General features: G+C 39.5%; 13 protein-coding genes, 1 rRNA gene and 1 pseudogene. 2 read left to right on the plus strand and 13 right to left on the minus strand.

The window, feature by feature from the left end:
- From BM308_RS10220 to BM308_RS10255, 8 genes are all read right to left on the minus strand, one after another.
- Positions 1-182: ribosomal RNA gene (locus tag BM308_RS10220) — 16S ribosomal RNA — on the minus strand; the annotation flags it as partial.
- Positions 183-452: 270 nt separating this feature from the next.
- Positions 453-2,297, minus strand: a complete 1,845-nt coding sequence (locus tag BM308_RS10225; RefSeq protein WP_074944993.1) for an ABC transporter ATP-binding protein — start codon at positions 2,295-2,297, stop codon at positions 453-455.
- A gap of 6 nt (positions 2,298-2,303) precedes the next feature.
- Complete coding sequence (locus BM308_RS10230; protein ID WP_074944995.1) at positions 2,304-3,224, minus strand: DUF2333 family protein; 921 nt, start codon at positions 3,222-3,224, stop codon at positions 2,304-2,306.
- Positions 3,225-3,461: 237 nt separating this feature from the next.
- On the minus strand, positions 3,462-4,661 hold the full coding sequence (locus BM308_RS10235) for an amino acid aminotransferase (protein WP_074944996.1): 1,200 nt from the start codon (positions 4,659-4,661) through the stop codon (positions 3,462-3,464).
- 92 nt (positions 4,662-4,753) lie between these two features.
- The gene (locus BM308_RS10240) at positions 4,754-6,166 is read right to left on the minus strand and encodes an MATE family efflux transporter (RefSeq protein WP_074944998.1); all 1,413 of its coding nucleotides are present in this window, start codon (positions 6,164-6,166) and stop codon (positions 4,754-4,756) included.
- A gap of 199 nt (positions 6,167-6,365) precedes the next feature.
- Positions 6,366-7,085: an amino acid ABC transporter ATP-binding protein gene (locus BM308_RS10245; protein ID WP_074945000.1), complete on the minus strand. Its 720-nt coding sequence runs from the start codon at positions 7,083-7,085 to the stop codon at positions 6,366-6,368.
- 8 nt (positions 7,086-7,093) lie between these two features.
- Complete coding sequence (locus BM308_RS10250) at positions 7,094-7,786, minus strand: amino acid ABC transporter permease (RefSeq protein WP_083425539.1); 693 nt, start codon at positions 7,784-7,786, stop codon at positions 7,094-7,096.
- A gap of 46 nt (positions 7,787-7,832) precedes the next feature.
- Complete coding sequence (locus BM308_RS10255; RefSeq protein ID WP_074945001.1) at positions 7,833-8,567, minus strand: basic amino acid ABC transporter substrate-binding protein; 735 nt, start codon at positions 8,565-8,567, stop codon at positions 7,833-7,835.
- A 287-nt stretch (positions 8,568-8,854) separates the two neighbouring features.
- Between BM308_RS10255 and BM308_RS10260 the strand changes: the two genes are divergently transcribed.
- Complete coding sequence (locus tag BM308_RS10260; RefSeq protein WP_074945003.1) at positions 8,855-9,469, plus strand: HAD family hydrolase; 615 nt, start codon at positions 8,855-8,857, stop codon at positions 9,467-9,469.
- A gap of 137 nt (positions 9,470-9,606) precedes the next feature.
- On the plus strand, positions 9,607-9,819 hold the full coding sequence (locus BM308_RS10265; RefSeq protein ID WP_074945004.1) for a hypothetical protein: 213 nt from the start codon (positions 9,607-9,609) through the stop codon (positions 9,817-9,819).
- An 83-nt stretch (positions 9,820-9,902) separates the two neighbouring features.
- Here the strand turns inward: BM308_RS10265 and BM308_RS10270 are convergent, their stop codons facing one another.
- From BM308_RS10270 to BM308_RS10295, 5 genes and pseudogenes are all read right to left on the minus strand, one after another.
- Positions 9,903-11,060 carry an ABC transporter ATP-binding protein gene (locus BM308_RS10270; RefSeq protein WP_074945006.1) on the minus strand — a complete coding sequence of 386 codons (1,158 nt, stop codon included), beginning with the start codon at positions 11,058-11,060 and terminating at the stop codon, positions 9,903-9,905.
- A gap of 49 nt (positions 11,061-11,109) precedes the next feature.
- Positions 11,110-11,784, minus strand: a pseudogene (gene malG / locus BM308_RS10275) (maltose ABC transporter permease MalG); the annotation flags it as partial.
- Positions 11,785-12,363: 579 nt separating this feature from the next.
- Positions 12,364-14,031, minus strand: coding sequence for a maltose ABC transporter permease MalF (gene malF / locus BM308_RS10285; protein ID WP_074945008.1), 1,668 nt, complete (start codon positions 14,029-14,031; stop codon positions 12,364-12,366).
- 81 nt (positions 14,032-14,112) lie between these two features.
- Positions 14,113-15,297, minus strand: coding sequence for a maltose/maltodextrin ABC transporter substrate-binding protein MalE (gene malE, locus BM308_RS10290; RefSeq protein ID WP_074945010.1), 1,185 nt, complete (start codon positions 15,295-15,297; stop codon positions 14,113-14,115).
- A 421-nt stretch (positions 15,298-15,718) separates the two neighbouring features.
- Positions 15,719-16,606 (minus strand): AraC family transcriptional regulator, encoded by an 888-nt coding sequence (locus tag BM308_RS10295; protein ID WP_074945012.1) that lies wholly within the window; start codon positions 16,604-16,606, stop codon positions 15,719-15,721.
- Positions 16,607-16,697: the final 91 nt, after the last annotated feature.

Genomic DNA, 16,697 nt, shown 5'->3' on the forward strand with positions numbered 1-16,697 from the left:
ATGCGGTATTAGCAGTCGTTTCCAACTGTTGTCCCCCTCTATCAGGTAGCTTCCCAAACTTTACTCACCCGTCCGCCACTCGTCATCAGGAAAAGCAAGCTTTTCCTATGTTACCGTTCGACTTGCATGTATTAGGCCTGCCGCCAGCGTTCAATCTGAGCCATGATCAAACTCTTCGATAAAAAAGATTTTGATTTATTTTTTTTGATAGTCCTTCAGCCTTAGCCTTCTCTATCTCTTTGTTTCCCTCTTCCGAGGGCCCACACAGATTGTCCGTACTTGTTTTTAAAGAACTTTTAAAACGCTTGGTTTTATTTGTCGTTGTCGTTCGTGACAACGGAAATGCATTATAGACTCTTTTTTTTTAGTGTCAAACATTTTTTTATTAGAAGTTTGTCACATTTTAATACTTTCGCTTATTTATGCGGTTTTTAAAAATCAAATAGTCTATTTTATTTTACAAAGCCATTTGACTGCAGTGACCACATATTTGTGTAGATACCATCTAAGGCAAGTAGTTCCTCATGAGAACCGCTCTCAACAATCTTTCCATCGTTAACAACAATGATCTTATCCATTGATTTTAAAGTAGAAAGTCTGTGAGCTATGGCAATAACAGTTCTCCCCTGCATGATATTTAGAAGATTTTTCTGAACTATATCCTCGGTTTCTGAATCCAAAGCTGAGGTAGCTTCATCTAAAATCAGAATTGGAGCATTCTTTACAATGACTCTGGCAATGGCAATTCGCTGTTTCTGTCCGCCGGAAAGTTTTACACCGCGGTCTCCAACCATTGAATCAAAACCGATTCCTCCTCGGTAATCAGACATAGCTTCAATAAAGTTCAGAGAATCCGAAGCTCTGGCTGCTTTCTCCAGTTCCTCTGAATCCAGTTCGTCTTTTGAACCGTATTCAATGTTCTCACCAATGGTTCGATGCATCAGGCTGGGTTCCTGACTTACCATGGCAAACAGCTCTCGTAAGTTATCCTGTTTCAGATCACGAACATCGATTCCATCGATTTTAATTGATCCTGAGGATACGTCATAGAATCGTAAGATCAGATTTATGATTGTGGATTTACCTACTCCGGAAGGGCCGACAATACCGAGCTTAAGTCCTTTTTTTATTGTCAGATTAAAATTAGATAAAACCTCTTTCTTTCCGTCATAGCTAAATGACACATCGTTAAACTCAATACTTTCTTTAAATTCGTCAATCTTTCTAGGGAGCTTTGGATCGGTAATTGTGACTGGTTTTGACATAGTATTCATGCAGTCGTAAATCATACCGATGTTCTCAAAAATTGCGCCTGCTTCCCACATAATCCAGCGGGACATGTTGATCATTCTGATTGCAATTGCAATTGAAATAGCAATAGCACCAGTGGTTACAAGATAATTTGACCAAAGCCATAAAGAAAGAATGATGAGAGAAACCAGCAGAGTACAGTTTAGAAACTGAACACTGATGTCAAATGAGGTCAGAATTCTGAAAATCTTGTACTCTGAATTTCTAAAAGCGTTCATAGCCTCTCTGGCGTAGGACTTTTCCTTTCCCGCTCCGCCAAAAAGCTTTACAGTTGAAATATTGGTGTAGCTGTCGACTATTCTGCCCACCATGGTTGACCTTTCAGCAGAAAGTTCCTTGGAAGTACGTCTTAAATATGGAATAAAGACGAACAGTGAACAGGTGTAGAGACAAAGCCAGACTACAAGAGGCAGGCACAGATAAAAATCTGCATTTATCAGCATTATCAGCATGGTTGAAATATATACAACCATATGGACAAATACATCGATAAGCTTCATTACGGCAGTTCTGACTGCCATTGAGGTCTGCATGACCTTGTTGGCAAGAGCTCCTGCAAACTCCTCATTAAAGAAAGCTAAAGACTGCCCTAAGAGGAAATTATGCAGCTGCCAGCGAACCTGCATTGAATAATTGCTAGACAGAGTCTGATGAATCAGCAGAGAATGCAGAAAGGAAGCAACCGGAAGAAAAACTCCGGCACCTAACAGCATAAGCAGAAGGCTTCCGCCATGCTGCTCGATAAAATTCTGAGGAGAACTTGAGGCAGTCCAGTCGACAATATACCCAAGGCAAGCAAAGAAAAGAGCCTCACCTACAGCAATAAAAGCATTTAAAACAGCAACTGCGGCTAGAAATCTGCCTAACCCTTTTGAGAAGAAAAGGACAAATCTGATAATTCCCTTTGGAGGGACTCCTTCACATTTGTCCTCAAATGGAGGTATCAGGCTTTCAAAAAAATTGAATAAACCTTCTTTAAAAATCATGAATAACTATTTTTCCATTGACTGCATAATATCGTTGATTCGATTGCTTGCTACATCAATGTGTCTTGCAATGGCTGCAACATGATTTGGCAACATAGCATCACCCTCATCATTACCGCCAGCTACAACATACCAAGGGTTGAAATCTCTTACAAAAGCAAGACGATTCAATGCTGCATCAACATTTTCCTGTCCACCGCGCTGAATTACAGAAGCATCAACAGCCACAAGACCTCTTAAAATATTCTCAACAACAGAGGATACGCCCTTAGCAAAATAAACATAGTTATCAGAATCAAGATGTTTTATCTTTTCTTTGTTCAAATAACCTAAAGCATATTCAAGCATTTGATTACAGTATTTTAGAATCTGGTAAACATCATCGGATTTTACGTTATAAATTCCAGCATTCTTTACACCAGAATCAACGGATGCAGCCCAGGATCTCCAGTTCTGAATACCCTGCTTATACTTACCCTCGGTGTCATAAATAAACCAGAATCCCCAGACCTCATCAGAATAAACAAATGATCTTGAGGTTGCATCAACCAAACGAGGATCCAAAGTATCATTCTTACCATATCTTGAAACTGTCTTGGCAATCATGTCTGATGCAGGTCTAGTAGCGTAAATAACGCCCTTCTGATAGTTAACAATGTTGTCCAGAATTTTTGGTACAAAGAACAGGTCATTTGGGATCCAGCCGAATAAGGAACGGAGTTCTGTATCAAGAGCATGAACAGTAGCCTCTGCCATTACAGTAGCACGAGCTCTGTCATCCTGAATATCCTCTGCTTTTGGAGGATTAAATCCAGCAGGACAAGTTGAAGAGAATAGACCAACTACAAATACGTAAAAAACGTATAAAGCTATAAGTCCAACAATAATTTTTCCAAAGATATTTTTCAATGGGTTTGGAAATGTCATATTTTTTTGCGAATCCATTCCAGCTCAGAACAGGCTGAAGCGGAAAAATTCGCCTCCCGGTTTATTTCTGATCAAACTGTGAAAACAGCAAATATTTAATAAAATCTTGAGAAATTCTCTTTACATAGAATTTCTAATCTATTGTAAAAAAAAAATAAAAAAAAACAAATATACAAAAAACAAAAACCTGAGACAATTCGACATCATCTCAGGTTTATTTGGTCTTACAGCATACTGTTACTGTTTTTTAACAACAGCAGTAATTGCCTTAACAATATCATCAATGTTATTGGTGTTAATACCAGCAACACAGATTCGGCCAGATGCTACAGCATAAATACCGAAATCTTTCTTTAAGGCCTCAATCTGATCCTTATCAAGACCAGAGAATGAGAACATACCGTTCTGCTCGGTGATGAAATCGAAATCACCAGCTCCGGCATCCTTTAGCTTATGAGAAAGCAGAACACGCATTTTTGCAATACGCTCACGCATATTCTTTAGCTCATCTTCCCATTTTGCTCTTAAGGTAGGATCTGACAGAACGGTAGTTACAATCTTCTCACCGTGTGCAGGAGGATTAGAAATTGCAGTACGTACGGCAATCTTAACCTGAGACATAACCTTAACAGCAGTTTCTACATCAGCAGAAACAACTGTCAGCACACCTGAACGCTCACTGTACAGACCGAAGTTCTTTGAGAATGAACTTGCAATCAGGAATTCAGGATTGTACTTGGCGATAGTACGAACACCGTAGGCATCCTCTTCAATACCGTGACCAAAGCCCTGATAAGCAAAATCAATGAATGGTAAAAGTTTCTTTTCAGCAAGGAACTTAGCAATGATCTCCCACTGCTCATGAGTAGGATCGATACCGGTTGGATTGTGACAGCAGGCGTGTAAAAGAACAACATCGCCTTCCTTTGCCTGGGACAGAGTTTCAATCATTCTGTCAAATGCCAGATTATGATTTGCTCTGTCATAATAAGGATAACGCTCAAACTTCAGTCCTGCTGAAGTTGCGATCTGATAGTGGTTTGCCCAGGTAGGATCTGAAATCCAGATAGTTGATGCAACATTTTGCTGATGGATGAAGTCAGCGCCGATTCTCAGGGCACCAGTACCACCAGGACAGTGGCAGGAAATAGCTTTTCCGCCATCAACAAACTCTGAATCCTTACCGAAAATAAGCTCACGAGCCATACGACCAAACTCAGGAAGACCTGTAATAGGCAGATATGATTTGGTCTCTTCCTTCTCAAGCAAAATCTTCTCTGCTTCTTTAACGCAATCTAGAATAACGGTTTTACCCTCATTATTCTGGTATACACCTACACCCAAGTTAGTCTTATTAGCTCTGGTGTCTTTCTTAAAAGCTTCATTTAAACCTAAAATTGGATCTGCAGGAGCAGCATCGATACGATCAAAAAACATGTATTCACCTGTTATAAAAAAAGATTTTTTTTAATATATCACAATTAAAAAAAATGTGAGATTATTCTATATATTGAACAATTACTGCTCAATTAAAGAGCATATCCTTTCTTCTTAGACTTGGTTTTGTAATGTTTTCTATAGTTGTCTCTAGCCTTTGAAACCCAGGCCTTGGATTTCCAGCGTAGCAGCATGATAAGACCACGGGTACACTCATCACAGCAGAAGCCAATCCATACACCTAAAAGTCCCATGCCCATATATAGGCTTAGGAATGTACCAACAGGAACAGAAACTCCCCACATGGAAACTATAGCCATAAACATTGGGAACTTGGCATCATTAACCGCACGAAGAGAATTGATAATAATGATGTTTAGAATTCTACCCATTTCCATGATTAGAGAAACGTAGAATATTGGCCTTGCAATAGCATAAACCGTAGCATCGGAGGTGAAAATTGAAAGAACAGCATCACCCATCCAGATAGGAATATTGATAACCAGTAAAGCTGTTATGCAAAGACCGATCTTCACAGAGTGCAGAAGCTGTTTATTAGCTAATTTCAGTTTCATGGCACCGGCATACTGAGAAATCAGAATCTCAGTACCAAGAGCAATTGAAATTGAGAAAAGCATAATAATGGTACACATCTGCATATAGATACCGTGTGTAGCCAGAGCTGTCGAACCTAAGGTACCAACAACAGATGTCATAAACAGGAACTGAAGCTGCCAGGTCATATTTTCACCGGCACCAGGAATTCCAACTGCAAAAATCTGCTTTAGGATATCTTTATTAACAACAAAGAAAAACTTAGGAATAATTCTAATCTTGGTTCTGGTCCTCATCAGATAGAACAGGAAAGCAACAGAAAGAAAACGGGCAATTACCGCACTGATTGCAACACCGTAAATTCCCATCTGAGGAAATCCGAAATGGCCGAATAAAAGAGCGTAATTGCTGATAATTACAAAGATGTTGCCTGCAATGTTTACATACATTGGGTCACGTGTTCTGCCATAAGCTCTCAGAATTGAAGAACAGCAAAGATTAATTGCCTCGGCAATAAACATGATAGAAAGAACCATCAGATAATTTTTGGAGGTTTCATAAATATCCTCAGGAATATTCATGATATCGCAGATGAGCCTTGCTCCAAAAAAACATCCGGATGTAATTAAAATTCCCCATACGATGTTAAGACCAAAAGACATATGAACAATACGTCTTAACATCTTCTTATTGCCCTTACCGATAGCCTGAGCACAGCAGACACAGACACCGATATTCACAAAGTTAAACAGAGTAAATGCAAACTGGAAAGCCTGACCGCCAAGATTCATTTCTGCAACAGCCTGCAGTGACAGCATACTTACCATTGCAGTATTTATGATAATGGTAAAGAAATGCATGGTCAGGTCAATAAATATAGGCCAGCTTAAGGAAAAAAGATTGCCATGCTTTGGCCCTGAAGCCAGTTGTTGAGGTGAAGTATCAGACATAACGCTTTTTTTACTTGTTCTAGTGGTTCTAAATATTGTCCCGAAAAATCTGACGCTAGCATATCACATTCTGAAAAGAGTAACAGCACATGATATTTAATTATCAAATTTAGAGACAACTAACTGAATTTAGTCTGTTTTAGAAAAGCAAAAGGGCGATTTTATTAAACCGCCCCTCTTTTGAAAATAAGAAACTATATTAAAGAATCTTAGCCAGGAACTCTTTAGTTCTCTCGTGCTTAGGATTTGAGAACATCTCCTCAGGATTGGTGTCCTCAAGAATTTTGCCCTGATCCACAAACAGAACTCTGTCTGCAACCTGTCTAGCAAAGCCCATCTCGTGGGTTACACACATCATGGTCATACCAGACTGAGCAAGATCCTTCATAACGTCCAATACTTCATTAACCATCTCAGGATCCAGAGCAGAAGTTGGCTCATCAAATAGCATTACCTGTGGCTCCATAGCAAGAGCTCTGGCAATGGCAACACGCTGCTGCTGACCACCTGACAACTGTGAAGGGTAAGATTTTGCCTTATCACCAAGACCAACTCTTACAAGAAGTTCCATAGCCTTCTTTTCAGCCTCTTCTCTGCTCTTCTTTCTAACAGAAATAGGGGCAACAGTGATGTTATCCAGAACTGTCATATGAGGGAACAGATTAAAGTGCTGGAACACCATGCCGACTTCGGCTCTGATCTTGTTGATATTTGTTGATCTGGTAATGGTTTCACCATTGATGGAAATTGTTCCTGAGGATGGAACCTCAAGATAATTAACACATCTTAATAAAGTACTCTTACCTGAACCAGATGGTCCGATAACAACAACTACTTCACTCTTTTTTACACGTAAGTCGATTCCACGTAAAATCTGGTTGGAACCGTAATTCTTATGCAAATCTTTAATAACAATCATTCGGAGACCTATTTTCTGCGAGTATCTGCGTTATACTTTTTCTCTAAATAAGCAACAAACTGGCTTATGGTTAAAGTCATAATTAAATAGATAATTGCAACTGCAGTCCAAATCTCGAATGATCTGTAGGTTGCGGCAATAATCAGCTGACCTTTTCTTGTAAGTTCTTCGAAACCGATAACAGAAACCAGTGATGAATCCTTAAGCATAGCGATAAACTCATTACCCAGCTGAGGAATAGTTCTTCTGAATGCCTGAGGAATTACAATCTTAGACATAGTCTGTGACCAGGTTAAGCCCAGAGAACGACCAGCTTCAAACTGACCTTTATCAATAGACTGAATACCAGCACGGAAAATCTCGGCTACATAAGCGCCGGAATTGATTGAACATGCAACTACCGCAGCGATGTATGGTTCAATTCTTGTTCCCAGAATAGATGGGAGAGCAAAATAAATAATAAAGATCTGAACCAGAAGTGGAGTTCCACGAATTATGTCAACATAAACCTTTGCAGGGAACCGCAGTAATTTATAGTTTGATAATTCGGCAATACCGACAAATAAACCGATTAAAACACCACATGATACAGCTACCAATGTGATCTTCAGCGTAACAAGAGCACCTAATAATAAAAGCTTAGCGGTGCTTTCTACAAACTGAACATCGATAGTCTGAAAGTATTCAATTATTGAATTCATACTTAGATCATCTTACCTTAAAGCAATCTCTGCTTGGAGTGACAACTTATTCTTCTACGTTAAACCATTTCTTATGGATTTCAGCAAACTTGCCGTTCTTACGGATCTTGTCCAGACCATCATTGATCTGCTTTAACAGTTCAGGATTCTTCTTAGAAACCATGATGCCGTAATCTTCACCATTTAATAACTCTTTAATCTCTACTACAGAGTCATCATTCTGGGTACGTAAAAAATATAGGTTAACTGGACGGTCATTCACTACTGCTTCACAGCCTTTGGTCTTAAGTTCCATAATAGCCTCTGGAACAGTGTTGTATGAACCGAAATTACCAGAAATCTTCTGAGCTGCATTTGCACCGGTTGTACCAATCTGAGCACATAAACGGGATGACTTTAAAGAATCAATTGTTGGATACTTTGAGACATCTTCTTTACGAATAACAGCACTGATACCAGACTTGTAATATGGATCAGAGAAACTTACTCGCTGAGCTCTTTCCTCAGTAATGGTTACACCTGCAATTGCGCCCTCAAGCTGAGAGGTTAAAACACTAGGAACTAAAGCATCAAAAGGCATATTGACAATTTCAACATCAAAACCTTCCTCAGCAGCAATTGCCTTGATAATGTCAATATCGAAACCAATAATTTCAGACTTCTCATTTGTAAACTCAAAAGGAGCAAAAGTAGCCTCTGTTCCAATCTTAACGGTCTTAGCATTAGCAATAGATAAAGCTGAGCAGATAGTTAATGCTGCCAGTATTAAACCTTTTTTCATATTTAATCCCCCATATGTAACTGTTTGCAGTTCCCACAAACGATGGGTGCATTTTAGCAAATATATGAGACATACGCCAAAAAAATTACCGGTATTTTACAAATATTGGCATATTTTTTTTCTTAACAGATACGTTTAAGCAAAAACAAAAGTCCGCTCAATCTATATTTTTCATACTATTAGAGTGCAAATTTAAAAGATTTAAATGTATATTTTTAAGATTTAATCTAAAATAGAAAGGCTACACACAAAATAATTGTCTCTATTTCGTTTTGGAGAAAATTTTTATGACAATAAAAAATGTGGTTTTCGACTTTGGTGGTGTTTTACTTGACTGGAATCCACGCTATTTCTACCGAGATATTTTTAAAGATGATGAGAAAATGGAGTATTTCATCAAAAATATCGTTACCTCCACCTGGAACGCCCAGATGGATAGAGGCAGAACATTTGAAGAATGCATGAAGGAGTTATCTGAGTTAAATCCTGAGTACAAAAATGAAATCAACCAGTACAGAAGTGGCTGGGAGAAAATGCTTAAAGGAGAAATTCCTGAGGGTCTCAAAGTATTCAACGCTGTTTTAGACTCAGGCAAATTCAAAATGTACGGTCTGACCAACTGGTCTGCAGAAACCTTCCCTTATGCTTACAACAAATACACATTCCTGCAGAAACTTGAAGGTATCGTGGTTTCTGGTGAGGAGAAAATGGTAAAACCAGAAAAAGGAATATATCTGACCTTACTTGAAAGATACAATCTGGTTCCAGAGGAAACCTTCTTCATGGATGACAACATTAATAATGTCGAGGTTGCTTTAAGCCGTGGAATGCATGCTGTTCAGTTTACCGGCACAGAAGAGAACCTACAACAGATAGCAAAGATTCTCGAGATAAAGATTTAATTTTTTTTCGATAATTTCACCTTATTTATTAGAGATTTCCCTATAAGGAAATCTCTTTTTTTATTCTTTTTTCACTGAAACTTAAAGTTTGAGAGCTGAATTTCCGTTAAATAGGAATAGAGGTTGAGAGGTGAGGTATGAGCACAGTAAATTCTAATTTCGGAAACGAAGCATTAAGTGCTGCAATGATAAAAAAAGCCTCTGATGCACAGGGACAGATTGCTATGGCCCTGCTAAACGGCGCTGCTCAAACTGCAGCCCAGACATCACATATGAATGCACCTGCAGCACCGGTACCACAGGTAACCAATACACCATCAACAGGTGGAATTATTGATACCTACGCTTAATCATGTATAATTATTTCCTAAAACAAGGGAGCCTTTCGGCTCCCTTTTTTTCTTGGCAAATTTGACAGATTAAACTGCTGTCATCAGCTTCTCTTGTACACTGCTGTACGAGGGAATGCCTTTCCTTCCTCATCAAACAGATAGCATGCTGATGAAGGAATTCCTACTTCCATGTTGTCACCAGGACGAACCTCAAGTTCACAGTCAGACTTAACAGTGAAATCTGAACCAACCTCTGAAGCTTCACAGTCCATGTATACAAAGAATTCAGCACCAAGATTTTCGGTTACAGATACCTTGCAGGTAATCTTACCTCCGTCAGCCTTAGGTGAATCCACTTTTACAAGATGCTCTGGTCTTACACCAAGAGTTACAGTATTACCAACCTGAGCTCTTCTTGCATCAACACAGGCAGTGATCTTCTCGCCGTTTGACAGTTTTACAACACACTTGTCTTCTGCGATTGATTCGATTTCACCCTTTAGGAAATTCATCTTAGGTGAACCGATAAAGCCAGCAACAAACTTGTTTACAGGATGGTTGTACAGCTCAAGAGGTGCACCGAACTGCTCTAGGTTTGACTCAGTCTGAGGGTTCATAGCCAGAGGACTTAGAACGCAGATCTTATCTGCAAGGGTCATTGCCTCAACCTGATCGTGAGTAACATAAATAATGGTTGCATTCAGTTCACGATGAAGTTTAGCAATTTCAAGTCTCATTTTTACACGAAGTGCAGCATCAAGATTTGATAAAGGCTCATCAAACAGGAATACTGATGGGTTCTGAACGATACAACGACCGATTGCAACACGCTGACGCTGACCACCAGATAAAGCCTTAGGTTTACGCTCTAAGAAAGCTTCAAGACCTAAAACATCAGCAGCCTGAACTACACGACGACGGATTTCTTCCTTATCCATCTTCTTTAATTTCAGACCGAATGCCATGTTCTCAAACACAGTCATGTGAGGATAAAGAGCGTAAGACTGGAATACCATTCCGATATTTCTCTGTGATGGAGGAACATCATTTACACGCTTGCCGCCAATCATCAGATCACCGTCAGTAATATCCTCTAGACCAGCAATCATTCTCAAAAGAGTTGATTTACCACAGCCTGATGGTCCAACGAAAACGATGAAATCACCATCTTTAATATCAAGGTTGATATTTCTTAAAGTATCCTTTAATAAAACAGGGTTATAGTTCTTTCTTACTTTCTGTAATAATACGTCTGCCATTTTTTTTATCTCTTTTATAAATCTTTAAACTACTCTATTTCTACAATTATTAACCTTTTACGCCACCAGCGGTCAAACCACCGACTAACCAACGCTGAGCCAGCAGGAATACAATGGTAATTGGTAAACCTGACAGAACAGCTGCGGCGGCGAAATCTCCCCATAGATAATTCTGAGGGTACAGGTACTGCTGAGCGCCCACTGCAAGAGTCAGTTCATCCATATCCAGCAGAAGAACTGATGCAACAGGAACCTCAGCAACAGTTGCGATAAATGCAAGGATGAACACAACAGCAAGAATTGGAACTGATAGAGGTAAAAGAATCAGTCTGAATGCCTGCCATGGGGTTGCGCCATCAATTGCAGCGGCCTCTTCTAATGAAGCATCAATAGTCTCGAAATAACCTTTGATTGTCCAGATATGAAGTGCAATACCACCCATATATGAAAGAATCAGACCTCCATGAGTATTTAAACCAAGCCATGGGATATACTCACCAATCTTATCAAACAGAGCATAGATAGCAACCAGAGCCAGTACAGCTGGGAACATCTGGAAAATCAGCATACCGTTTAAGATTGTATTCTTACCAGCAAACTTCATACGGGCAAAAGCGTATGCAGAAGTTGTTGACAGACAGATAATCAGGAATGAAGTTATAAAGGCAACCTTTACAGAATTCCATAACCAGCGAAGAACAGGGAATGGAGGAGGTGTAATGGTCTCCTTATAAATACCGTATGAGGTTCCTTCCTTATCATTCTTATCAATGATATATCTTAATGAAGAGTCCCCTTCTCCGGTCTTTACAACAATCTTATGTGCTAAAGACTTGCAAAGTGCGAATGTTGAGTCAGAATCATAAAGCTTGTCTGAGTCAACTGAATCAACATCAAAGCTTGAGGAAACCTCAACTGCATCATCTAAAGACACAACCTTCTTTACGTCCTCAGGATCAAAGGCTTCTGAGATGAAAGCTCTGAAGGAATCATCTTCCTGAGTTGAAACATACATCTGAACCTTGCCGTCATCTGCATTCACAAAATTAACAACAGAACCAGGAACGCGGTTTAGCTTTGTTACATCAAAGCCCAATGCCAGTCTCCAGTGGTCCAGCGTTGAGGTGGATAACTTAGGAATAACGTCACCCACTGAATAGTTACCCTGTCTGAATGAAATAGCAACAATCATCAGCAGAGGAAACATGATTAGACATAGGAAAAACAGCATGAAAACATGTGCGGCTGCTTTTCTGTATTTTAATGATTTTGGTTGAACAATAGCCATTTTCAAAACTCCCTACTACTGCTGCATTGCACTGTTTTTTGCATACTTAAGCTGAAGCAGACTTAGAAGACCGACCACGATGAAGATCATGGTAGCAACTGCTGCTGCTAAACCGTAATCGTTACCCTTGCCACCTTCGAAGGCGATTCTGTAGGTAAAGCTTACAAGTAAATCAGTGTAACCTGCAGGAGCCTGAGTAGCCTCGATAATGTCAGGACCACCTGAAGTCAGAAGCTGAATCAGAACAAAGTTATTGAAGTTGAAAGCAAATGATGCAATTAACAGCGGAGCTAATGGCTTCATCAGCAGAGGAAGTGTAATGCTCTTGAGGTTAATCCAAGGGCTTGCGCCTTCAATTGCAGTTGCCTCGTAAAGATCATCTGGAATTGATTTTAGAAGCCCCATGCATAGGATCATCATGTATGGATAACCAAGCCAGCAGTTAACAATCAGAATCATGCCACGGGCTGCCCAAGGATCGGTGAACCATTCAATTGATGACCACTCAAGTCCGAGGAAGTTATATATAGGTGCCATTACTGCATTCAGGAAAACATTAAGTTCACCGAAATTCTGATTGAACAGACCTTTGAATACCAGAATTGAAATAAAGGATGGTACAGCATAAGGCAGAATCAGGAACACTCTGTAGATTCCCCTAAAGCGTAGGAACTCCCACTGAACAAGACATGCAAGAATAAGACCGATAGCCAGAGTGATCATTACGGTTAAACCGGAGAAACACACTGTCCAGGTAAAGATCTTAAGGAATGGCATACGAATACTTTCGTTGGACAGGAACTTAACGTAATTCTTTAAGCCGATACCAACTTTAAAGCCAGGAGCAAATTCTTCGCCACTAAGCTCACCCTTTTCGTTTGCATACTGATAGTAGCCTGTGTCCATATTAGGCAGGAACAGCTGCTTGTTCTGAACATCCCATAAGGCATTGTGTTCTTTTACGATATAGCCGTTTTCAGCAGTTGAGCCTTTCTTTAGAGGAATATATTTTTCGTTCTCTGCGCTGAACATTCTAAGTCCGCTTAAGGCCAGTTCCTGATTTTTCTCGGTAAGATGCAGATTAAGTTTCTGAATATTATTCTTTAAAGTCAGCATCTGTCTCATAGGAACAACAGTTCCCTGGACAGAGTCTGAGCTAGCTTTCACAAGGTTAATTGAAATTGGTTTTATATTGTCATTATCAGCATCTGAATTCTGTACCAGAGCCACAGGCTTATCAAGTTTGAATGACTCTCCATCTTTGCTTAGAAGAAGGTCATACTTGCCGTTACCAAGATCGTACAGTTTAAAATCGTAATCACTGCCCTCTGTCTTGAAGGTTTTCTTCAGGTGATACTTCATGGCATTTTCCACGCTCATAACATGAGCACCGGAATAGTTGGTGAATGAAATCCATAAAGTGTAAACCAGAGGGAAAATAATAAATGCGGTCATGCCGGCTACAGCAGGGAAAGCGTAGCGCTGAGCATACATTTTCTTGCTTACAAAAACATATACGCCAACACCAACAAGTACAAGATCAAGCAGAGGATAAGCAATATCTCCGTTAATGTACATGCAGACATCAGCATACAGATTTACAAGAACAATTAATAAAACAATTGTCCATTTCATAGCGACTTTTGGACAAAGTTTCTTATCCTGAATCGATGACAGAATCATGTCTAAAATTCCTAATTTGCCAAAAAAAGAGTAAAAAAATTCCCAGCACTAAACAGACGTGCTGGGAGATTAGTTATACGACTATTCGCTTACAATACGCTTTGCAGCAGTATTTGCAGCCTCTTCAACGCCCTGACGACCTGAAGTTATATTCTTAAGAGCAGTCTCCAGTGAAGACCAGAATTTGCTCATCTCAGGAACAGAAGGCATTGGTTCGCCGTTTTCAGCGTTAACCTTGGTAGTTGCGATACGAGGGTCTTTTTCAAGCTTTTCCTGGAAAGACTTAAGTGCTACTACACCCATTGCCTTATCATTATTAACAGCTTCAAGACCTTCGTCTGTTAGAAGGTAGTTCTCTAGGAACTCAACAGCAAGATCCTTGTTAGGAGAAGCAGAGTTCATTGCAAGACCTGTTACACCAACGAAAGCCTTAGCATCCTTGCCACCTAACTTAGGTAACTTGTAGACAGTGAAGTCAACCTTTGACTGATCATAGTTTGGCCAGCCCCAAGGACCATTGATGATACATGCAGCCTGATTCTTGGTGAACTGAGCTTCCATTACGCCGTAGTCAGCGCCCTTATCCATATAGCCCTTGTCTAAAAGAGTCTTGATGAAGTTCAGACCAGCCTTTGAACCGGCATTAGCAACTCCAGTATCCTTTACATCATAGCCATTGGCAGTCTTCTTGAATGCATAACCGCCCTGTGCAGCAATCAGAGGGTATGAAAAATATGGAGTGGTGTAAGCCCAGATAATAGGCTTAACACCGTCTTTCTTCAGCTCGTCCCCTAGCTTCATTAAATCTTCAAAATTCTCAGGCTGTGACTTAACAAACTTGTTGTTACAGATCAGAGAAACAGCCTCGATAGCAACAGGATAGCCAACAATCTTGCCATCAACGGTCATTGCTTCCCAGCCAACGTTAGCGAATTTAGCCTTTACTTCGTCGCTTACGGTAATAGGTGAAATCAAGCCTGCCTTTGACCACTCACCGAAACGGTCATGAGCCCACATGATTAAGTCAGGGCCATTGCCGGTTGCAGCGGTCTGCTGGAATTTAACTTCTACCTGGTCTGGATGTGCAACAGTAACCTTGATGCCGGTGTCAGCGGTGAATTTCTCACCAACTTTGGCTATACCGTTATATCCTTTATCGCCGTTAACCCAGATGGTTAACTGATCTTTCTCGATTGCTGCATGAGCTGACATTGAAAGTCCCAATGTAACAGCGCAAATCGCAGAAGCTAAAATAGTTTTCTTCATTTTATGATCCCAGTAATTTATTCTCTTTATGTATTGTCTGTTTTAGGGTTTTACCTTTAGTAAACCTTGAAAAATTCGTTATCAGCATTTCCAAGGGTTAATAAGATTTTAAATATTGGAGTCACAAATTAACAATACATTATTGACCTAAAATTGTACCATTTTGCTTTCTTTCATTTTTTTTGTGACATCAAGCAAAAATAACTGTGTTTTAGCAAAAAAAAGGCAACTAATCAGAAAATGGACGAAAAGACCGGAGGAAATAGGGGAAATAGAGACTTTTAAACAATTGAACGAATAAATATCACATTTTTTTATTTCCTAATCAAAAAGATGTTTAAGTAAAGCTCACACTTTTGTATAAAATACAATACAAATCAGATATATTCAAAGAGTTAGTTGTGATATTTTTCACAGTGAACTAATGCTGACGGTACTTCAAAGGAGTAATTCCGTATTTCTTCTTGAACAGTCTGAAGAAGTAGGACTCATTATCAAATCCATGATCAGAGGCAACATCAGAAATCTGCTTTTCACCTCTTAGAATATCGTCTGCCGCCATCTGTAGTCTGTAGTCATTAACATATTCAGTGAAGCTCATATTCATGGCTTTTTTGAAAAATCTGCAGAAATAAGCCTCAGAAAAATTCATACGTTTTGATGCATCAGAAATAGACAGAGGTCCGGAGTGGTGATCATGAATCCACTCTAGAAGTTCTTTGAGCTTTTCCTGTCTGAGCTTTTCAAAAGGAGTATTAAGCTCAAGGTTCTTAAAGATACCGGAACGTTCAAACTCCATGAAGAGATCGAGAATTTTAATTTTAACCGTATACTGAGTTTTCAGTTCCTTGGTTTTGCAGTTGTCTCTGATATATTCAAAGTCATCAAGAATCTTCTGATAGCCATCAAACTCAGGCTTAACGATAAATGGAGTCTTTCTTATGGTGCTGTAAAGATAGTCATAAAGGTTGCTCTGCAGCTTGTCATAATAGGCAAAACGCATAATCTCCGCATTAAACACAATAGCACTTTCAACAGCGTCGCCAGGCAGAGCAATACTATGCACCATCTTTGAAGGTATAAGCAGCATAGCTGGGGATTCAACAACCAGAGGAGAAGTTTCAATATTGAGGATAAATCTTCCTTTTTCAAAGCATAGAACTTCAACCTCTGTATGCCAGTGGGCATAAAGAAGCTTGGTAAAATTATTGCCGTTATATCTGTAACTTGCGATAGGAAAAGCATTTGAACCATGCTTGGTATCTTCCATCTGTACAGATTTTTCTTTTTTATTATCTATCTCAGCCATTTATCTACCCTGCATATAGGCTAAAAAGAAATAGCCTCACACAGAAAATCACACAATCTCATACCGTCTCTAATATTAGCATTTAATGGCT

This window comes from Succinivibrio dextrinosolvens, from assembly GCF_900116345.1.
GTDB lineage: Bacteria > Pseudomonadota > Gammaproteobacteria > Enterobacterales > Succinivibrionaceae > Succinivibrio > Succinivibrio dextrinosolvens_B.

What these genes read in the sequence shown, in the direction of transcription:
- BM308_RS10225 (WP_074944993.1), bottom strand. Translation starts at nt 2,297, where the DNA reads ATGATTTTTAAAGAAGGTTTATTCAATTTTTTTGAAAGCCTGATACCT.
- BM308_RS10230 (WP_074944995.1), bottom strand. Translation starts at nt 3,224, where the DNA reads ATGACATTTCCAAACCCATTGAAAAATATCTTTGGAAAAATTATTGTT.
- BM308_RS10235 (WP_074944996.1), bottom strand. Translation starts at nt 4,661, where the DNA reads ATGTTTTTTGATCGTATCGATGCTGCTCCTGCAGATCCAATTTTAGGT.
- BM308_RS10240 (WP_074944998.1), bottom strand. Translation starts at nt 6,166, where the DNA reads ATGTCTGATACTTCACCTCAACAACTGGCTTCAGGGCCAAAGCATGGC.
- BM308_RS10245 (WP_074945000.1), bottom strand. Translation starts at nt 7,085, where the DNA reads ATGATTGTTATTAAAGATTTGCATAAGAATTACGGTTCCAACCAGATT.
- BM308_RS10250 (WP_083425539.1), bottom strand. Translation starts at nt 7,786, where the DNA reads ATGAATTCAATAATTGAATACTTTCAGACTATCGATGTTCAGTTTGTA.
- BM308_RS10255 (WP_074945001.1), bottom strand. Translation starts at nt 8,567, where the DNA reads ATGAAAAAAGGTTTAATACTGGCAGCATTAACTATCTGCTCAGCTTTA.
- BM308_RS10260 (WP_074945003.1), top strand. Translation starts at nt 8,855, where the DNA reads ATGACAATAAAAAATGTGGTTTTCGACTTTGGTGGTGTTTTACTTGAC.
- BM308_RS10265 (WP_074945004.1), top strand. Translation starts at nt 9,607, where the DNA reads ATGAGCACAGTAAATTCTAATTTCGGAAACGAAGCATTAAGTGCTGCA.
- BM308_RS10270 (WP_074945006.1), bottom strand. Translation starts at nt 11,060, where the DNA reads ATGGCAGACGTATTATTACAGAAAGTAAGAAAGAACTATAACCCTGTT.
- malF (WP_074945008.1), bottom strand. Translation starts at nt 14,031, where the DNA reads ATGATTCTGTCATCGATTCAGGATAAGAAACTTTGTCCAAAAGTCGCT.
- malE (WP_074945010.1), bottom strand. Translation starts at nt 15,297, where the DNA reads ATGAAGAAAACTATTTTAGCTTCTGCGATTTGCGCTGTTACATTGGGA.
- BM308_RS10295 (WP_074945012.1), bottom strand. Translation starts at nt 16,606, where the DNA reads ATGGCTGAGATAGATAATAAAAAAGAAAAATCTGTACAGATGGAAGAT.